Origin of the sequence: Bacillus sp. V3B (genome assembly GCF_024494465.1) — a bacterium.
Taxonomy (GTDB): domain Bacteria; phylum Bacillota; class Bacilli; order Bacillales; family Cytobacillaceae; genus Bacillus_BD.
In genome coordinates, this window is record NZ_JAETXM010000006.1 from 17,365 (window position 1) to 33,732 (window position 16,368).

Annotated in this window: 16 protein-coding genes; 14 read left to right on the forward strand and 2 right to left on the reverse strand. The window is 37.4% G+C overall.

Translation table 11 applies throughout. The features are described 5' to 3' along the window. The first annotated feature begins 11 nt into the window (after window positions 1-11). The 4 genes from glpX to JMM81_RS09505 all read left to right on the forward strand — a co-directional run bounded on the left by glpX (window position 12) and on the right by JMM81_RS09505 (window position 3,379). Window positions 12-947: a class II fructose-bisphosphatase gene (gene glpX, locus JMM81_RS09490; RefSeq protein WP_256241456.1), complete on the forward strand. Its 936-nt coding sequence runs from the start codon at window positions 12-14 to the stop codon at window positions 945-947. A 567-nt stretch (window positions 948-1,514) separates the two neighbouring features. Further along, window positions 1,515-1,784 (forward strand): phosphocarrier protein HPr, encoded by a 270-nt coding sequence (locus JMM81_RS09495; RefSeq protein ID WP_256241333.1) that lies wholly within the window; start codon window positions 1,515-1,517, stop codon window positions 1,782-1,784. A 222-nt stretch (window positions 1,785-2,006) separates the two neighbouring features. Then, window positions 2,007-3,167, forward strand: coding sequence for a DEAD/DEAH box helicase (locus JMM81_RS09500; RefSeq protein WP_256241334.1), 1,161 nt, complete (start codon window positions 2,007-2,009; stop codon window positions 3,165-3,167). 77 nt (window positions 3,168-3,244) lie between these two features. Next, entirely contained in the window at window positions 3,245-3,379 is a 135-nt protein-coding gene (locus JMM81_RS09505) for a hypothetical protein (protein ID WP_256241335.1), read from the forward strand. Window positions 3,380-3,566: 187 nt separating this feature from the next. Here the strand turns inward: JMM81_RS09505 and JMM81_RS09510 are convergent, their stop codons facing one another. After that, a complete protein-coding gene (locus tag JMM81_RS09510) occupies window positions 3,567-5,093 on the reverse strand; it encodes an FAD-dependent oxidoreductase (RefSeq protein WP_256241336.1) in 1,527 nt (508 codons plus the stop codon). A gap of 202 nt (window positions 5,094-5,295) precedes the next feature. Between JMM81_RS09510 and JMM81_RS09515 the strand changes: the two genes are divergently transcribed. Together JMM81_RS09515 and JMM81_RS09520 are read left to right on the forward strand one after the other, a co-directional pair. Continuing rightward, window positions 5,296-5,610 carry a Ger(x)C family spore germination C-terminal domain-containing protein gene (locus JMM81_RS09515; RefSeq protein ID WP_256241337.1) on the forward strand — a complete coding sequence of 105 codons (315 nt, stop codon included), beginning with the start codon at window positions 5,296-5,298 and terminating at the stop codon, window positions 5,608-5,610. Between the two features lie 266 nt (window positions 5,611-5,876). After that, a complete protein-coding gene (locus tag JMM81_RS09520) occupies window positions 5,877-7,007 on the forward strand; it encodes a trans-sulfuration enzyme family protein (protein WP_256241338.1) in 1,131 nt (376 codons plus the stop codon). Window positions 7,008-7,248: 241 nt separating this feature from the next. Here JMM81_RS09520 and JMM81_RS09525 read toward each other — a convergent pair whose 3' ends face one another. Further along, window positions 7,249-8,565: a glycosyltransferase family 2 protein gene (locus JMM81_RS09525; protein WP_256241339.1), complete on the reverse strand. Its 1,317-nt coding sequence runs from the start codon at window positions 8,563-8,565 to the stop codon at window positions 7,249-7,251. A gap of 291 nt (window positions 8,566-8,856) precedes the next feature. Here JMM81_RS09525 and JMM81_RS09530 point away from each other — a divergent pair, with 291 nt between their 5' ends. The 8 genes from JMM81_RS09530 to JMM81_RS09565 all read left to right on the forward strand — a co-directional run bounded on the left by JMM81_RS09530 (window position 8,857) and on the right by JMM81_RS09565 (window position 16,331). After that, the gene (locus JMM81_RS09530; RefSeq protein WP_256241340.1) at window positions 8,857-9,204 is read left to right on the forward strand and encodes a lmo0954 family membrane protein; all 348 of its coding nucleotides are present in this window, start codon (window positions 8,857-8,859) and stop codon (window positions 9,202-9,204) included. Between the two features lie 184 nt (window positions 9,205-9,388). Next, window positions 9,389-10,051 carry a PspA/IM30 family protein gene (locus JMM81_RS09535; protein WP_256241341.1) on the forward strand — a complete coding sequence of 221 codons (663 nt, stop codon included), beginning with the start codon at window positions 9,389-9,391 and terminating at the stop codon, window positions 10,049-10,051. A 106-nt stretch (window positions 10,052-10,157) separates the two neighbouring features. After that, window positions 10,158-10,895: a cell wall-active antibiotics response protein LiaF gene (liaF, locus tag JMM81_RS09540; protein WP_256241342.1), complete on the forward strand. Its 738-nt coding sequence runs from the start codon at window positions 10,158-10,160 to the stop codon at window positions 10,893-10,895. Then, entirely contained in the window at window positions 10,892-11,935 is a 1,044-nt protein-coding gene (locus JMM81_RS09545; RefSeq protein WP_256241343.1) for a sensor histidine kinase, read from the forward strand. The genes liaF and JMM81_RS09545 overlap by 4 nt, the downstream gene beginning before the upstream one ends. Continuing rightward, window positions 11,928-12,560 (forward strand): response regulator transcription factor, encoded by a 633-nt coding sequence (locus tag JMM81_RS09550; protein ID WP_256241344.1) that lies wholly within the window; start codon window positions 11,928-11,930, stop codon window positions 12,558-12,560. Before JMM81_RS09545 ends, JMM81_RS09550 begins: the two co-directional genes overlap by 8 nt. Window positions 12,561-12,677: 117 nt before the next feature. After that, entirely contained in the window at window positions 12,678-14,132 is a 1,455-nt protein-coding gene (cobA, locus tag JMM81_RS09555) for a uroporphyrinogen-III C-methyltransferase (protein WP_256241345.1), read from the forward strand. Window positions 14,133-14,145: 13 nt separating this feature from the next. Continuing rightward, the gene (locus JMM81_RS09560) at window positions 14,146-14,775 is read left to right on the forward strand and encodes an NAD(P)-binding protein (RefSeq protein WP_256241457.1); all 630 of its coding nucleotides are present in this window, start codon (window positions 14,146-14,148) and stop codon (window positions 14,773-14,775) included. Window positions 14,776-14,999: 224 nt separating this feature from the next. Then, window positions 15,000-16,331, forward strand: a complete 1,332-nt coding sequence (locus JMM81_RS09565) for an oligosaccharide flippase family protein (protein ID WP_256241346.1) — start codon at window positions 15,000-15,002, stop codon at window positions 16,329-16,331. Window positions 16,332-16,368 lie beyond the last annotated feature (37 nt).

The window sequence follows — 16,368 nt, forward strand, 5'->3', positions numbered from 1 at the left end:
ATAAGGAAGTTATGTCCCTGCTAGTTCCTAATTTTCTAGCTGTGACTCAACAAGCAGCCGTTGCTTCCTATCCATGGATCGGGAAAATGGATAAAATAAAGGCCGATGACGCAGGTACGGAAGCGATGCGCACTCAATTAAATAGCATGAACATGAGAAGTACAATTGTCATTGGTGAAGGTGAATTGGATGAAGCACCAATGCTTTATATTGGTGAGACATTAGGAACTGGAGAAGGACCAGAAATTGATATTGCGGTAGACCCAGTGGAAGGAACTACGTTAATGGCAACAGGACAAGATAATTCAATTGCGGTTATTGCTGCTGCTCCAAAAGGGAGTTTCCTTCATGCACCTGATATGTATATGCAAAAAATTGCCGTTGGGCCAAAAGCGAAAGGATCGATCGATATAGAAGCACCATTTACTGAAAATATGAAATCTGTGGCCAGGGCAATGGGAAAAAGTGTCGAAAATTTAACCGTTATGGTTCAGGACCGCCCCCGCCACCAAGATATCATTCAACAAGTCATTGACTTGGGTGCTAGAGTCGTATTATTTTCTGATGGGGATGTTACAGCTGCTATTGCCACTGCGATTGAAACACAAGCGGTCGATATTTTTGTTGGAATTGGTGGAGCCCCTGAAGGCGTGATTGCTGCTGCTGGTTTAAAGTGTTTAGGTGGAGACTTTCAAGCGAAACTCATGCCGGAAAATGATAAAGAGTATAGACGTTGTATAAGGATGGGGATTGAATACCCCAATAAAGCATGGACAATAGATGAACTTGTCAAATCAGATGACTGTTTATTTGCAGCATCAGGAATTACAGATGGCTACTTTTTAAAAGGGGTTAAAGAAAGTAATAATGGATTATTTACTTCCCACTCTTTTGTAACCAGTGCAAAAAGTAAGTCCTACCAGTTTATCGAAGCGTATCATTGGTAAAAAGTATTCATTTAACTTCATTCAGCAGAAGTCCTCCACTTCTGTAAGTGGGGGATGAATGCAAAAAGCTCTCTGATTCAGTGGGGGTTCAAACCCCGGCTGAATGAAGTTAAGCCTCCGGCGAGCCTTTCGATTTTTTAAAGGTAATTGATCGAGCGAGCTCGACGACGGACAGGACGTCCTAGTCAGGCGAAAGCCACAGGATGTGGCTTTCTGAAGCGTGATAAAAATCCGGGCGCAAATTCGGAGGGGCGAATTTGATTCTGGTAGCTATTTTGTGAAACTGTCTTTTTTACTTTATACTAATTGAGTAACTTTCATCTAAAAGTAAAAACAAATTGCTATTTCAAGGTTTTTTCTTGTTATGGTTTGATTAGTGTTCTTCATTTGGATAGAGAGAATATATCGACCAGTATAGGGAAAAAATAAGTATTGATTAATAGGGTATATTTGTTCTAGTGAATTGAATTACTGAAAGTTACGGTTTTATCCTGAAAAATGGAAAGGTCGTTTAAAGGCTAGCAGAAAAAAATTTACTGTTACGAAAAAGGAAAAGAGGTTATTAATATGGCAGAAAAAGTTTATACAATTATTAACGAAGCAGGACTTCATGCACGGACAGCAACACTTCTAGTGAATATTGTAAATAAATTCGCTTCAGATATAAGTCTTGAATATAATGAAAAAAAGGTTAATCTGAAATCCATTATGGGTGTCCTTTCATTAGGTGTTACACATGGAGCCGAAGTTAAAGTAACGGTTACTGGTGATGATGAAGATCAGGCCTTAGTCGCTCTAACGGAAACAATGAAAGAAAACAAGTTAATTCGTGAGTAGGAAGGACTAGAGGCTGGGACGAGTACCTCTACTTATAAACATAAAAGCAGTGTAGCAGGTTGTTGTTCATACCTGCTATACTGCTTTTATGTCTATCTAGAGTAGACAACTGTTCTTTTTTGGTGCCTGACACGAATATGGGTGCTTTTATATCGATAGTAGTGATAGTATAATGAAGCAAATGATTCATAACAATTACATATTTTGATGAAGGAGATTAAAATGATAGAAAATCATCAACTCATAAATAGTTTAAAGCCTTCTATCCAACAGGTGTGGGAAAAAGCGGGATTTGTCCGTCCAACGTCCATACAGTCATATGCTATTCCACATATTCTTGAAAAAAAGGACGTTATCGCTCAATCACCAACAGGAACGGGTAAAACATTAGCTTACCTCTTACCGATTCTTCAGATGGTTGATGCAGAAAAAAAGGCCATACAGGCTGTTATTTTGGCATCCTCTCAGGAGCTTGTTATGCAAATCATGGGGGAAATTCAAAAATGGTCAGAAGGTAGCGGCATTAGAGGAGCGTCATTCATTGGTGGTGCGAATGCGAAAAGACAACTAGAAAAGTTAAAAAAGCACCCGCATATTGCGGTTGGAACTCCTGGTCGAATGCAGGAATTAATTAAACAAAAAAAGCTGAAAATGCATGAAGTGAAGACTGTTGTCCTTGATGAAGGGGATCAATTACTAGTGGCTGAACATACAGAAACAGTCAAACAGATCATTAAATCAACATTAAGTGATAGACAAGTCGTTTTGTTTTCTGCCACTTTACCAGAACCTATTGTAAAGTTAGCGAAAGAGCTTACGAATAATGCGAAAGTTCTTATGGTCCAAAAGGATGAAACCATTGATGCCGAAAAAGTAGATCATATTTACTTTATGACTGAACAACGAGATAAGATTAAATTAATTGAGAAAATCTCTCGCCTTGATTCATTGAAAGGACTTGTGTTTGTCAAAGATATCGGAAGCTTAACGGTTCTTGCAGAAAAGCTCCAATTTAAAAAAGTTAACGCAAGCGTTCTTCATAGTGATTTAAATAAAATGGAACGTCAAAAAGCGTTAAAGGATTTCCGAGAAGGAAAGACAGCACTTTTGATTGCGACAGATGTGGCAGCAAGAGGACTTGATATTCAAGGGATTAGCCATGTTGTGCATTATGATTTTCCGAAAGATTTAAATCAATATGTACACCGTTCTGGACGAACCGGACGATTTGGTGCAGCTGGGACAGTGATTTCCCTTGTTACAGAGAGAGAAGAGCGTGAGTTGAAAAAATACGCACGAGAAATGGATGTTTCAGTAGAGATTAAGCGGTTCCATGGGGAAAATATCGTGGAAGGACAGTCTCGGTCTACGTCAAAGCGTTAAGAGGGTTTCTCGTTTGAATAAAGAGAAAAAAACGAGAAATACTACCACTGTACGACTTTAAAAGGGGGAGATGTACAGTGGGTAGAACAAAACGAGGCAATGCAAATGCTCAGCGTAACAAAAATAAGAAAGAGGCTAATCGTACAAGTGAAGAGTTAGTCGAATTTACAACAGGCAGTAAAGAAAGAAAATCTACGCCAACCTTAGATTAAAAAATTCATGATATAAAAAGAAAAACAAGGACTCCTCAGTGGAAACCTTGTTTTTCTTTTTATATCATTAAAATTCTTTTTCTTGGGCGATCCATGGTGCTTGAGAAAGGATAAAAAATAGAAAAGTGGTCACCATGAACAATCCGTGGTGACCACAATAGCAACCTTATAATTAAACCCGCCAAAATCATTCAATTTTTTTTAACGGTTTTTTTGTTGGTCCTTCAAACACCTCTCCATCATAGGAGTAGCGAGAGCCGTGGCATGGACAATCCCATGTTCGATCCCCGTGATTCCACTCGCATTCACAGCCCAAATGCATACAAGTTGTGTCAACGACATGTAGCTTGCCATCCTGATCCCTATAAGCACCTGCTCGTTCTCCATTTACCATAACGACAGAGCCTTCATCATTTTTTAAATCATTTGGATCCTTTGAAACAAATTCAAGCTTCCCTTTTAAAAGGTGACCCGCTACATCTGCATTGATACTAATAAACTTTTTAATATCTGGATCCGCTTTTTTCAAACGAGATGGAGAAAATAGGTCTTGATAGGGATTTTCCTTTTCAAGAATTCTATCCGCTAAAAGCATGGCAGCCGTCGTTCCGTTTGTCATCCCCCATTTACGATAACCTGTTGCCACAAGAATTTGCGGTTTCTCAGCTGTAAGGGGACCAACATAAGGCATCTTATCAAGCGTAGTTAAATCTTGTGTACTCCAACGATAAACATAGTCTTCAATTCCAAGCGTTTTTTCTGCGAACGCTTCAAGTGCAAGATAATGCTGCATTGTATCCGGACCTTGACCGGTCTTATGGTTTTCACCACCTATAAGAATAAGGGGTTCCCCGCCTACAGATGTATAACGCAAGGAACGGACGGGATCATCTACACTAACATACATCCCACCTGGATACGGTTTCTTCGCTTTTATTCCAATCACATAAGAGCGTTCAGGGTACATTCTGGAAAAATAAAGCCCCTCTTTATCAAAGAAAGGAAAGTGAGAAGCCTCGATCACATATTGACACGATACACGATGACCATCGCGTGTCATAACCTTTGGATTGTCTCCTTCTTCAATATCTGTTGCAGTCGTTTTTTCAAAAACCAATCCACCTGCATCCTTAAAATCGAGGACAAGCTGTTTTAAATATTTCAATGGATGAAATTGGGCTTGACCTTTCATCATAAGGGAATTATGAATTGGAAAGTTAAACGGGATGGATGTAACTAGACTACCGTCAATGTTTAACTTTTGATAGGCTTCTGCTTCTTTCTCAATCTTACGGCTATACTCTTGGGTCGTCGCATAAATATAGGCATCTTCTTCGCTAAAATCACAATCAATGTTCTTCTCTTGAATCATTTTCTTAACGAATTGCAGGGAATGATCCGCTGATTGATAGTAAAGTTTTGCTTTTTCCACGCCAAAATGTTGAATAAATTCATCGTAGATTAACCCATGCTGGGCGGTCACTTTCGCTGTCGTATGTCCTGTCGTACCGTTTAACAGGTTTCCTGCTTCAAGGATTGCAACCTTTAAGCCTTCTTTCTGTAATAGATAGCCTGCAGTAATTCCTGTAATGCCTCCTCCAACAATCGCGACATCTACGGCTAAGTTCTCTGTTAGTTTTTCAAAAGGTGGAAGGGTAACCTCCTGCCAATAAGGTTCTGGAAATTGTGGCATCATATTTGATGAAGTTGTCATAGGAAAATCCTCCTGTCATTACATATCATAGATAATTTTTCCAAAGCATGAGATTTATATACAGATCTACCTTTTGAATAAATATACCTAAAACAGAAAGTCTATTATGTCAATTAATGAAGAAGAGATGGAGTATACCGAATTTTGATTCAAAAGTAACATGTATATAAGGTGTCTCACTAAAGAAAGACAACATAAGACAATGGAAGGTTTTTTTGGTGGTAGTGGTTGTGAAGATTCGCTGGACGACCCGGATAATTATAAGAAAATTCAAAAACTAAATAATCAATATGTTCAAGAACATATACTTGAAACAATCCAAACGGTTCAAAAGGATTACGGGGTGGATATTTTTGGATTTGGCGAAGTCGTTGCCCGCCAGGATTACAAAAACTTTAAGAAAGTCCAAGATCATTGGGATGAAGCCTTTCAAGACGCCGAAATAGACGTCGAAGTAGACACTAAGATTCGCAGGGCAGGAATCCGAACAAAAGGCATATTTGATAGAATAAACTAAGGTGTCAGGCACCACAAAAAGACAAAAATATAAAAAATGTCCACCAGTGGTGCCTAACACCGTACCAATATTTCTTTCGTTCGTTGACGTGTTAAAAGATATTGCGCTAAAATAAAACAGTAGAGTCTGACTTATTGAAAAGGTCAGACTTCTATTTTATTTTATCATTTCCGCAAGAAGAACAACCATTTTAAACAAAGTGATTGTGTAGTAGTATGAAACTCTTGTGAAATAAATTATTTTAACGAAGGAAGGCAGTCGGAAAAATGAAATTTGAAACTTTGCTTCTTCATCAAAATAAGAAACAAAATCGTACCATTAAAAGCAAAATTACACCGATTTATCAAACATCCGCTTTTACGTTCAATGATTTGGATGAATTAGAGGGCTTTTATCAAGGAAACGGAAATTATTTGTATTCTCGCGTAGGCAATCCAAATACAGACGAGTTAGGTGAGACCGTTGCTAGCTTAGAGGATGCTCCAGCAGGTGTTGCTTCATCTTCTGGTTTATCAGCGGTTTTAGCTGGTGTTTTAGCGGTTGTCAAAAGCGGTGATCATATTGTGGCAGCAGATGATCTTTATGGTGGAAGTTTTCATTTAATTAAAGAGGAATTAAATGATTTTGGTATTACAGTCACAATGGTTCCATTTGCGGATATGACGCAAGTTGAAAAGGCTATTCAGAGCAATACGAAGCTGCTTTATACGGAATCGATTACCAATCCGATGCTAAGGGTAGAAAATATTGAAGCGGTTGTTGCATTAGCGAAGAAATACGAGCTTACTACTTTAGTAGACAATACATTTGCTACACCTTATCATTGCAAGCCGTACATTTTAGGAATTGATTTAGTCGTTCATAGCGCAACGAAATACTTTGGTGGCCATAGTGATGTGACAGCAGGAGTATTAGTTGGGAAGGGAGCCTTAATTGAGAAGGCTGCTGCAAAGATCACGAATCTTGGGACAAACCTTAGTCCGTTTGAAGCTTGGTTAACCTGTAGAGGCTTGAAAACATTGGCACTTCGAATGAAAGAGCAATCCGCTAATGCAAAAAAGCTTGCTGAAGCACTAAGGAACCATGATTTGATTAAAAAAACGTATTATCCCTTTGAATATGGTGAAGATGGGTTCGGTGCGATTGTCACCATTGAACTTCAAGACACAGTGGATATAAACGAATTCTTCCGTCAGCTTTCTTGGGTAAAAATAGCTCCTACGTTAGCTGGTATTGAAACAATCGTCACACATCCACTAACCACTTCACACCGCGCTCTACCACCAGAAGCGCAAATAGAACTAGGCATTACAAAAGGAGTCATTCGTATCTCCGTGGGGATTGAATCCGTTGATGATATTATCAATGTATTTACAACAGCATTAGAAAAATCTTAATGAAAATTGATTGTCAGTTATTATAAAAATATCTACAGGTGGTAGATGTTAATACAAAAAGGCTTGTCCCATAAGGTGTCTGACATCCACAAAATTACCTTCATCTAGAATCATGTTCAACCGATTGATACTAGATCTTGTATTGTGATGTCTGACACCTTTGCTTTTGGGACAGTTCCTTTTGGTTAAAAAAAGGTTATTTGATTATCATTATGTCTCAAATATAGTTTGAATTTAATATTTATAACGAAAAAAGGTCTTCAAAAGTATTAGCCAGCGCATAAAATTGATGAGTCTTTATTTCATTTAGTTGCTCCATAATCTTTGGAATCATTGAAGTGTCACACTCATGAAGGTTTATGACCGGCTTACTATCCCTCAAATTCTCGACTAATTTAAAAAGCATCGTTTCAAATACTTGTTTAAACTGTTTATATTTCCCTGGATACTTGTCACATAATTTATTATAATCGGAAACCACAAAATGAATTTGAGTGAAATTAAGAGCTGGTTGATGTTCTAATGCTAAAGCAAGGACATCAAAATTTGGATGTTTTTTCATGAATTTATATAAATTACCGACGGCTTCTGGAAAGTTATTGGGGGATGTTGGATGCTCTTGGTGATAGCAGAAAGTTAAGGGATCCAATATAAAACGTGCTCCACTTTTATATAAACGATAGCCTAGTTCCCAATCCTCTGCTCCATATCCTAGAAAAGACTCATCAAAATATCCTACTTTATCTAACAGCTTTCTACTTACAGAAACGTCCCCAGTTAAAAAGGCGATATAAGGTAGAGTGAAATGATTTAATTCTATGCCAAAATCTTTTATTCCGCTGTTTAATTCTTTGGTAAAATACCAATTGGGGAAAGACAAACTGTCATAGAGTTTGTTATCTATGTCATCGTGAGTAATGAGTGGAAATAGAATTTCAGTATCTTGGTAGTTTCGTTTAAATTCTTTATAGTGAAATGAATAATAGGGGTTGCTAGTAACAAAACTATCGATATGTTGCCATTGCTGAGTATTGAATTTTGAAGTGAGAAAGGTATAAATACCTCTATAGTGGAAAGCACCACATACGACCATACCCTCTTTACCAATATGGTGTGAATAATGATTTTCTATAAAGTCAGGTTCTGTAAGCATTTCTCCATCCAAGAAAATGACTATTTCTCCTTCTGCATGGATGATTCCTATGTTACGTGCACGTGATCTACCTTGGTTTTTAAATAAACGTATATATTTAAATTTAAAGGGTGGATCAAATTCCATTGGTATAAGCCGCGTTTTATCATTAGAACAATCATCAATTAAAATAACCTCAAATTTTGAATAATTAAAATTTTGTTTTAATAAGCAATAAAGTGATAATGATACATATTCATACTTATTATAAGATGGCATAATAATGCTTATCACTATGTCTCGATTTTTCCTGTTTTTTACTGTTAATTCATAGTCATCAAATGTAGTCACTTGATTATTTTTGCTTGATTTTGTTCTTTGAGACTTGTCCAAAGATTCAGAGAGACAAGAAAACCCACTATTCAACTATTTTCCTCCTAAAAAATGATGGTTACTAAATAAGGTATGGTATATGGTTCCGATTTGACATGGACAAACTTACTATTTTCCTCATTCATTTCTCAATTTAGGCTATTCATTTCCTATTGCAATAGTAAGGTGATCCTTCAAAAGTAAGCCTACTTAATGCTAAGGTATTACCTGTTAAATACGCGTATCCTTTCTCAGTCTCAAGTCCTACTCCAAAATACGCTTCGAGTTCGTTATAGAAAACCTACAGAAAAGGTAAGATGAAATCAAGAAAGGAGGCAACAAAACATGAAAAAATTGGGGTTGCTTTTAATAGGAGGCATCGCAGCAATTGTGTTACTGCATAATCTAGCGCCAATGGTAGGGTTGGTGATTAGTCTTGCGATTCTCTACTTTGTCGTCAAACGTTTCTTAAAGACGGATTCCCTATTAATGAAAATCGGGTGGGGTTTCATCGGATTTGTCGCCTTAATGGCATCTGCCTCAAATATACCCGCTGTTCTAGGAATTGCTGCTGCTTACGTTTTATATGTTATTTATAAAAATTGGAATAAGCCAAAGACAGTTATAACAGAAAAAGAAAATGATCCATTTGTGAATTTCGAAAAGCAGTGGTCACAATTAAAAAACTATTAATCGAAAACGAATAAAAGATATCTATCATAAAGGTTTTATTAAACAATAGTGTTGCTGCTTTATAAGCCTTTGGTATACGACGGCATTAAGTTATTTACGGAATAAAACAAATGCCCACCTACACCAAAGGCCATTTATCAACAATCATCGTTAACAGATCATAATAAAAAGGAGAGAAAAATAAATGGCAAACTTATTTTCTAGAATAAAAGACACAGTATTAGCAGATTTACATGGGGTACTTGATCAAAAAGAACAAAAGAACCCGATTGCTCTTCTCAATCAATATTTACGTGAATGTGAACAGGAAACCGAAAAGGTGCGTAAGCTTGTAGAAAGACAATATCATTTGAAAGATGAGTTTATACGTGAATATCAACAAGCGGTAGAATTAGCCGCCAAACGGAAACATCAAGCAGAGGTTGCTTCTCAAGCGGGAGAAATGGAACTTCACCAATTTGCACTTAATGAACAGCAACAGTATGAAGAAAGAGTCTCTCGTTTAAAAGAGCTCATGACACAATCAAATGAACAGCTGACAGATTTAGAACAAAAATATGAAGAAATGAAGCATAAGCTAAAGGATATGAATATTCGCCGCCTAGAATTAATGGGTCGTGAAAATGTTACTCGTGCCCAGCATAAGATGAATCAAGTTCTTGATAATCCAACATACTCCAATCAATCCACCTCTCGTTTTCAAGAAATTGAATCGTATCTTGATCGTCTTGAACAGCAAGTAAACAGTTCATATTACCGTAATACAATCGATTCTAGAATCGCCCAATTAGAAAAACAAGATCAATCAGTAAACATAAAAAAAGAAGAAACAAGTTCAATTTCATAAGGGAAACTGTTATTCTAAAAAAGGCGTAAACACTTACGCCTTTTTAGTTAAATAAGAATGATGTTATTGGGGGATTCCTATTACGATAAGAAGGGAGGAATACGGTTTGTTTCAAAAATTAAAAAGTGACTATCTTAGCTGGATTGTTTTAATTGGTGCATTCTTTTTATTATTAGACGTGTTCTTTTTTAACCGTGGACTCATTTTCTCTCTTATTGTGGCAATAGGAATGGTTTACTTAGGAAGAAAACGAATGCCAAAAACAACAGGAAAACTCCTCTTTTGGGCAGGACTTTTTTTCTTATTTGTGAATGTGATGAACATGCTGGTAGTCAAATTTTTTCTGATTGCTCTCCTTTGCGTTCTTATTTTTCAATATGCAAACAAGAAGCAGGAAGCGAATACAATAACTCCGATCATAAAAGAACAAATCGATTTTGAAAAAAGAAGTGAAACGATCATAAAAGAACAATTCTTTGTTCAAAATCGTTTGTTTGGAACGCAACAAACACCGGATCATGTGTATGAATGGAATGACGTAAACATTCAGACTGGGGTAGGAGATACGGTAATCGATTTAAGCTATACGGTTCTGCCAAAAGATGAAACGATCATCTTTATTCGAAATGTGATGGGCAAAATAACGATCCTGATTCCTTACGATGTGGAAGTAAGTGTCCATCATTCCGTCTTCTTTGGCTCAGCTAAAATTTTAGACTTTTATGAATCTGCTTTAATCAATCGCTTAATTAAAGTAGAAACAGCCGATTATGAACAGACAAATCAAAAGGTAAAAATTTTCACTTCGATGATGATTGGTGATCTTGAGGTGAAACGGATATGAGCATCCTAATCCGACAAATTCTCATAGGCGCCTGTATGTCTTTTATAGTGTTTATCACGGTTGTCAGTGGAACTTTTGCCGTCTTTCCACCTGTAAACTGGAGTGAGCTTTGGAGAAGGGATGTATTAGATATCCCGTTTATTTTATTTTTTCCGAGCGTCAGTATCGTCATTGGGATTCTGTTTGGTTTTATTTCAGGCCATTACTGGCGAAAACAACTTCAATCGGTTGATCGTTGGCTCCATGAGATAGAGGAAGGTCGCTCATTAGAAATGGATCCTGCTTCTCTTAATGAACTCCAGACGATTTCAAATAGAGTTAGTAAAATTCAAAAACAAATCACCGAGCAGGCAAAACTATCACAACGGCTAGCGACAGAAGCAGCGGAAGATCAAGAAAACCGAATGCAGGAGATTATTTCTCAAGAACGTAATCGTCTTGCACGTGAGCTCCACGATTCAGTTAGTCAACAACTATTTGGTGCTTCTATGCTCATGTCAGCGATTAATGAAGCAAAGCCACTTTCAGAAGATGATAGAGAAACGAAACAATTGAAAATGGTTGAAGAAATGATTCACCAATCACAGCTTGAAATGCGTGCTCTACTTCTTCATTTACGTCCTGTTGCTTTAAGGGGAAAATCGTTGCAGGAAGGAACAGAAGAATTACTAGTCGAACTTTCACAGAAGGTTACACTGAACATTAAATGGAAAGTAGAAGCATTTTCAGTTGAAAAAGGGATTGAAGATCACTTGTTCCGTATTTTACAAGAATCTGTTTCGAATACGCTTCGCCATGCAAAAGCAAGTCTTCTAGAAGTCCTGTTGATTAGAAGAGATGGTTTTATTATTTTAAGAGTGACAGATGATGGAACGGGGTTTGATGTTGAGGAAAATAAAGCCGGTTCATATGGCTTACATAATATGTATGAACGAGCCGTTGAAATTGGCGGCAATGTAAAAATAGTTTCTCTGAAAAATAAGGGTACCCGACTTGAAGTGAAAATTCCCGTAATGAGTGAAGGTGAGAAAGATGATTAAAATATTATTTGTTGATGATCATGAAATGGTAAGAATTGGAGTTTCTGCTTATTTGACAGCACAGCCTGATATGGAAGTGGTCGGTGAAGCAGACAATGGAAAAATGGCGATTGATTTGGCACTTTCTCTTCGGCCAGATATTATTTTAATGGATTTAGTCATGAAGGAAATGGACGGTATTGAAGCAACGCGACAAATTATTGCAAGTTGGCCTGAAGCAAAGGTCATTATTGTGACAAGCTTTTTAGATGATGAGAAAGTATATCCAGCTCTTGAAGCCGGTGCGACAAGTTATATGCTAAAAACATCTAAAGCCAGTGAAATTGCAGATGCTGTACGATCGACTTTTCATGGTCAATCGATTTTGGAACCAGAAGTGACTGGTAAAATGATGTTGAAAATGCGGCAAAAAACGAAGGTTGAGTTGCACGAAGATTTGACAACGAGAGAAATGGAGATTCTTCTCCTTATGACAGAGGGAAAAAGCAATCAAGAAATTGCTGACGAGCTTTTTATTGCTTTAAAAACGGTTAAAACACATGTTAGTAATATACTTAGCAAGCTACAAGTACAGGATCGTACGCAAGCCGTCATTTATGCATTTAAACATTCACTTGTAGAATAGGAATCGATCCAACTGTATAATGTAAAAAAAGAGTAGTGCCTGACACCACAAAAAGACATTTGTCTTTTTGTGGTGTCAGGCACCGTTTGATTATTAGATTTGGAAGGATGACTATATATGAGTAAAGGAAAAGTGTATTTAGTTGGAGCAGGACCTGGAGATATTGGACTAATTACGGTAAAAGGATTGGAAGCTATTAAGCAGGCTGAGATCCTTTTATATGATCGACTAGCTAACCCGAAATTACTCGATTTTGCCTCAGCAGATTGTGAATTCATCTATTGTGGAAAGCTACCTGACAAACACACATTAAGGCAGGAAGGAATTAATGATCTTTTAGTAGAAAAAGCATTAGAAGGGAAAACGGTCGTTCGACTAAAGGGCGGCGATCCTGGAGTTTTCGGTCGGGTTGGCGAGGAAGCGGAAGCATTAGCAAAAGAGCAAATCTCGTATGAAATGATCCCGGGCATTTCATCGGGAATGGCTGCCCCGCTTTATGCTGGAATTCCTGTTACACATAGAAAATACGGTGAGACATTTGCGGTTGTCACAGCCCATAGCCATTCAAAGGAAGGCAAGCCTATCCTTGATTGGAAATCCCTTGCAACTGGAATTGACACCATTGCTTTTTATATGGGTGTAGCCAATCTTCCTTATATTTGTGATAACTTAATTGCAAATGGAAAATCACCAGAGACCCCCGTTATTTTGATCCAATGGGGAACGTTTAGCAGACAGAAAACATTAGAAGGTACACTTGCAACCATTGCGGACTTGGTCATAGCCAGGCAGTTCAGCAATCCTGCTATTACACTTGTTGGTGATATCGTTTCATTAAGGGAGAAGATTAGTTGGTTTGAAAAAAAACCACTATATGGTCGTGAGATTTTACTAGCTCGAACAGGTTATCACCTTAGTGGTTTATCCCAAGCTTTAACAGAGCAAGGGGCGGATGTGATTGAGTTTCCAAAATGGAAAAGTGAAAAAGTCCCTGTGAATTATGACATGTTAAATCAGCTTTATACGTATGAAGAAATATTGTTTACTTCGGTAGAAAGTGTATCAGACTTTTTCCAACTATTACTAAAGGAAAATATCGATATTCGAAATCTTAATGCAGATTTATACGGATTATCAAAAAAGACGATCGCTGCTTTAAATGAAAAGGGACTAATGGCAGAGGTAAACGATCAACTTGAACAGAATGATAAGCTACTTGTTGTTGGAGATCACCGTGTCAACAAATATCAATACGCAAATTGTGATGTTTTTATTACAAGCATGAATACAATCGATGAAAAGTACTTACCGATTATCAAAAGGATGATCTCTGACTCAAATCCAGATACAATCGTATTTCCGAGTGCTCAGTCGGTCAAGATGTTTTTTGAAGAAGAGTCTGTAGCAACATTATTCCCACCTGAATTCCTTCAAGAGATAAACGTCGTTTGTATGGGAAGTCAAACCGAGACGGCGGCACAATTTTATGGGATTCAACCTGATGAAGTAGCAGAAACAGCCACAAAGAAAGCGTTAATCGAGTGTATTCTAAATAGTCCTAAAAAGGGATGATAGAAAGGTGATTATGATGGACTATTATCCAATTAATCTCCGTTTGGATGGTAAGAAGGCAGTTGTCATCGGTGGAGGAAAAATAGCTCAGCGAAAAGTGGTAGGATTGATGGAGGCAAGGGCGGATATTACGGTTATAAGTCCTGAACTCACTGACCAATTAAAGGGATATGCTCAAGCAGGAGTGATTACTTGGAAGAAAAAGGCCTTTTCTGCTCGCGATATTCAAGATGCTTTTCTTATTATTGCCGCCACCAATCAGCCGGAAATCAATCTTTCTGTTCAAAAGGCAGCCGAACCAAATCAACTAATCAGTCTCGTCGATCATCCGGAAGAGTCCAACTTCATTCTTCCATCTGTTGTGAAACGAGGAAGGCTAAGTATCGCCGTCTCTACATCGGGTGCGAGTCCAACGCTTGCCAAAAAGATTAAGCAAGAAATTGCAGATCGGTATGGTTCAGAATACACTGAGTATGTTGATTTTTTATTTACTAGTCGAAAGTACATTCTTCAAGAAATAGAAGATCCAGAATTAAAACAAACCTTATTATCCACAATCACAGAACCTTCTTTTTTACATAGTGAAAGTCGACAAGAAGATTTCATGGAACGAATGAATAGACTAATGAATAGAGAGAATTAAAATCGGTGCCTGACACCACAAAAAGACAAATGTCTTTTTGTGGTGTCAGGCACTTTTTTGCGTGTTCGGATAAATATTTGGAGAACTTGTCTCATATGATGTAACATACTTGTTTTTTCGATTGATAAGAAATGATAGCTAGAACATGGATGCTTTACACTTTTCAAACCATCTAAAGCAATCTGAAAATCTTCTAGTTTAGAAGATGAAAAAAGGAGAAGTATATGAATTCATTTTTTAAAGGAACCTTTTTACTTATTGTAGCGGCCTTTGTCGGTGAATGTGTAGAGTTTGTCACCAATATGGTTCTGGCAAGGGAGCTTGGGGAAAAAGGACTTGGCATGTATATGGCCGTCTTACCTACTGTATTTCTGATTGTTCTCCTTGCAAGCTTTGAAATGCCTATTTCTATCTCGAAATTTATTGCTGAAAAGGATAAAAGAATTCATCGAAGCATGCTAAAACATGTCCTCAAATGGACGATTATTTTAACTTGTATATTGATGGTAGTAGTATCAATTATTCTTCCATTTGTCCCCGTATTTGATCAATACCACCCGATTTTTAGATGGCTTGTGTTGATTTTAATTCCCATTGTTTCATTTACTTCGATTGCTAGAGGTTACTTTATGGGAAGATCACAGATGGGGAAAATTGCCTTTTCTAACTTTCTACGAAAAATAGTGCAACTTCTGCTACTTGTTTACTTATTTCAACTATTTGATTTCGAAATAAAAATGGCTGTACTCATTGCTTTTTGTACTCTTATTGGTAGTGACCTTATTGTGTTTTTATACTTGTTCCATGTGTTTATGATTCAGTATCAATATATGAAAAATCAGCCATCCAAAAGGCTTCATGGAAAAGTAGTCATGAAAAATTTAATGGAAGTATCACTTCCAACGACAGCGTTACGTGTATTTCATGCTGTTACCTCTGCAGTAGAGCCTTTTCTTATTACGGGAGCATTATATTACGCTGGTGTTAGTAAGGAACTAGCCACAGAACAATTTGGGATGGTTGCAGGTATTGCGATGGTGATTGGTTCCTTTCCTACCTTTATTGCACACTCGTTTATGATTATGCTGATTCCAACGATATCAAAGGCAAATGCAGATCGAAATAAAGATAAATTGCAAAAATTATTGAAGCGGGTCATGCTGTTGACCTTTGCTTATGGAATTCCTGCAGTCGCCATTTGCTATTTTTTGGCCGAGCCATTAACAAGTACCTTTTTTCATTCACCAGGTGCTGCTCGTTATTTACAGCTTCTATGGCCATGCTTTCTCTTTCGTTTTTTTATAATGCCCCTTCAGGCCTACTTAATTGGGCTTGGAATGATGAAGGAAGCTTTTATCCACGGGGTATGGGCAACAATCACTGCGTTTGCCATTATTTATTTCCTTGGTTCCAAGAGTAGCTTTCAAATGGATGGAGTCATCATTGGGATCAATGCAGAGGCGGTATTATTAATGCTGATGCATTATGTGACGGTCTGCAAAAAAATTGGTGTTTCTATTTTTATGACTCCACTTAATCAAGTGAAACACTCTTGAGAATTATTTGAGCTGTAGGAAGGAATGGAAGAATATT

Bases quoted from the DNA above. Each gene is read 5' to 3' on its own strand.
- glpX (WP_256241456.1), top strand. From the start codon at position 12: ATGTCCCTGCTAGTTCCTAATTTTCTAGCTGTGACTCAACAAGCAGCC.
- JMM81_RS09495 (WP_256241333.1), top strand. From the start codon at position 1,515: ATGGCAGAAAAAGTTTATACAATTATTAACGAAGCAGGACTTCATGCA.
- JMM81_RS09500 (WP_256241334.1), top strand. From the start codon at position 2,007: ATGATAGAAAATCATCAACTCATAAATAGTTTAAAGCCTTCTATCCAA.
- JMM81_RS09510 (WP_256241336.1), bottom strand. From the start codon at position 5,093: ATGACAACTTCATCAAATATGATGCCACAATTTCCAGAACCTTATTGG.
- JMM81_RS09515 (WP_256241337.1), top strand. From the start codon at position 5,296: ATGGAAGGTTTTTTTGGTGGTAGTGGTTGTGAAGATTCGCTGGACGAC.
- JMM81_RS09520 (WP_256241338.1), top strand. From the start codon at position 5,877: ATGAAATTTGAAACTTTGCTTCTTCATCAAAATAAGAAACAAAATCGT.
- JMM81_RS09530 (WP_256241340.1), top strand. From the start codon at position 8,857: ATGAAAAAATTGGGGTTGCTTTTAATAGGAGGCATCGCAGCAATTGTG.
- JMM81_RS09535 (WP_256241341.1), top strand. From the start codon at position 9,389: ATGGCAAACTTATTTTCTAGAATAAAAGACACAGTATTAGCAGATTTA.
- JMM81_RS09545 (WP_256241343.1), top strand. From the start codon at position 10,892: ATGAGCATCCTAATCCGACAAATTCTCATAGGCGCCTGTATGTCTTTT.
- JMM81_RS09550 (WP_256241344.1), top strand. From the start codon at position 11,928: ATGATTAAAATATTATTTGTTGATGATCATGAAATGGTAAGAATTGGA.
- cobA (WP_256241345.1), top strand. From the start codon at position 12,678: ATGAGTAAAGGAAAAGTGTATTTAGTTGGAGCAGGACCTGGAGATATT.
- JMM81_RS09560 (WP_256241457.1), top strand. From the start codon at position 14,146: ATGATGGACTATTATCCAATTAATCTCCGTTTGGATGGTAAGAAGGCA.
- JMM81_RS09565 (WP_256241346.1), top strand. From the start codon at position 15,000: ATGAATTCATTTTTTAAAGGAACCTTTTTACTTATTGTAGCGGCCTTT.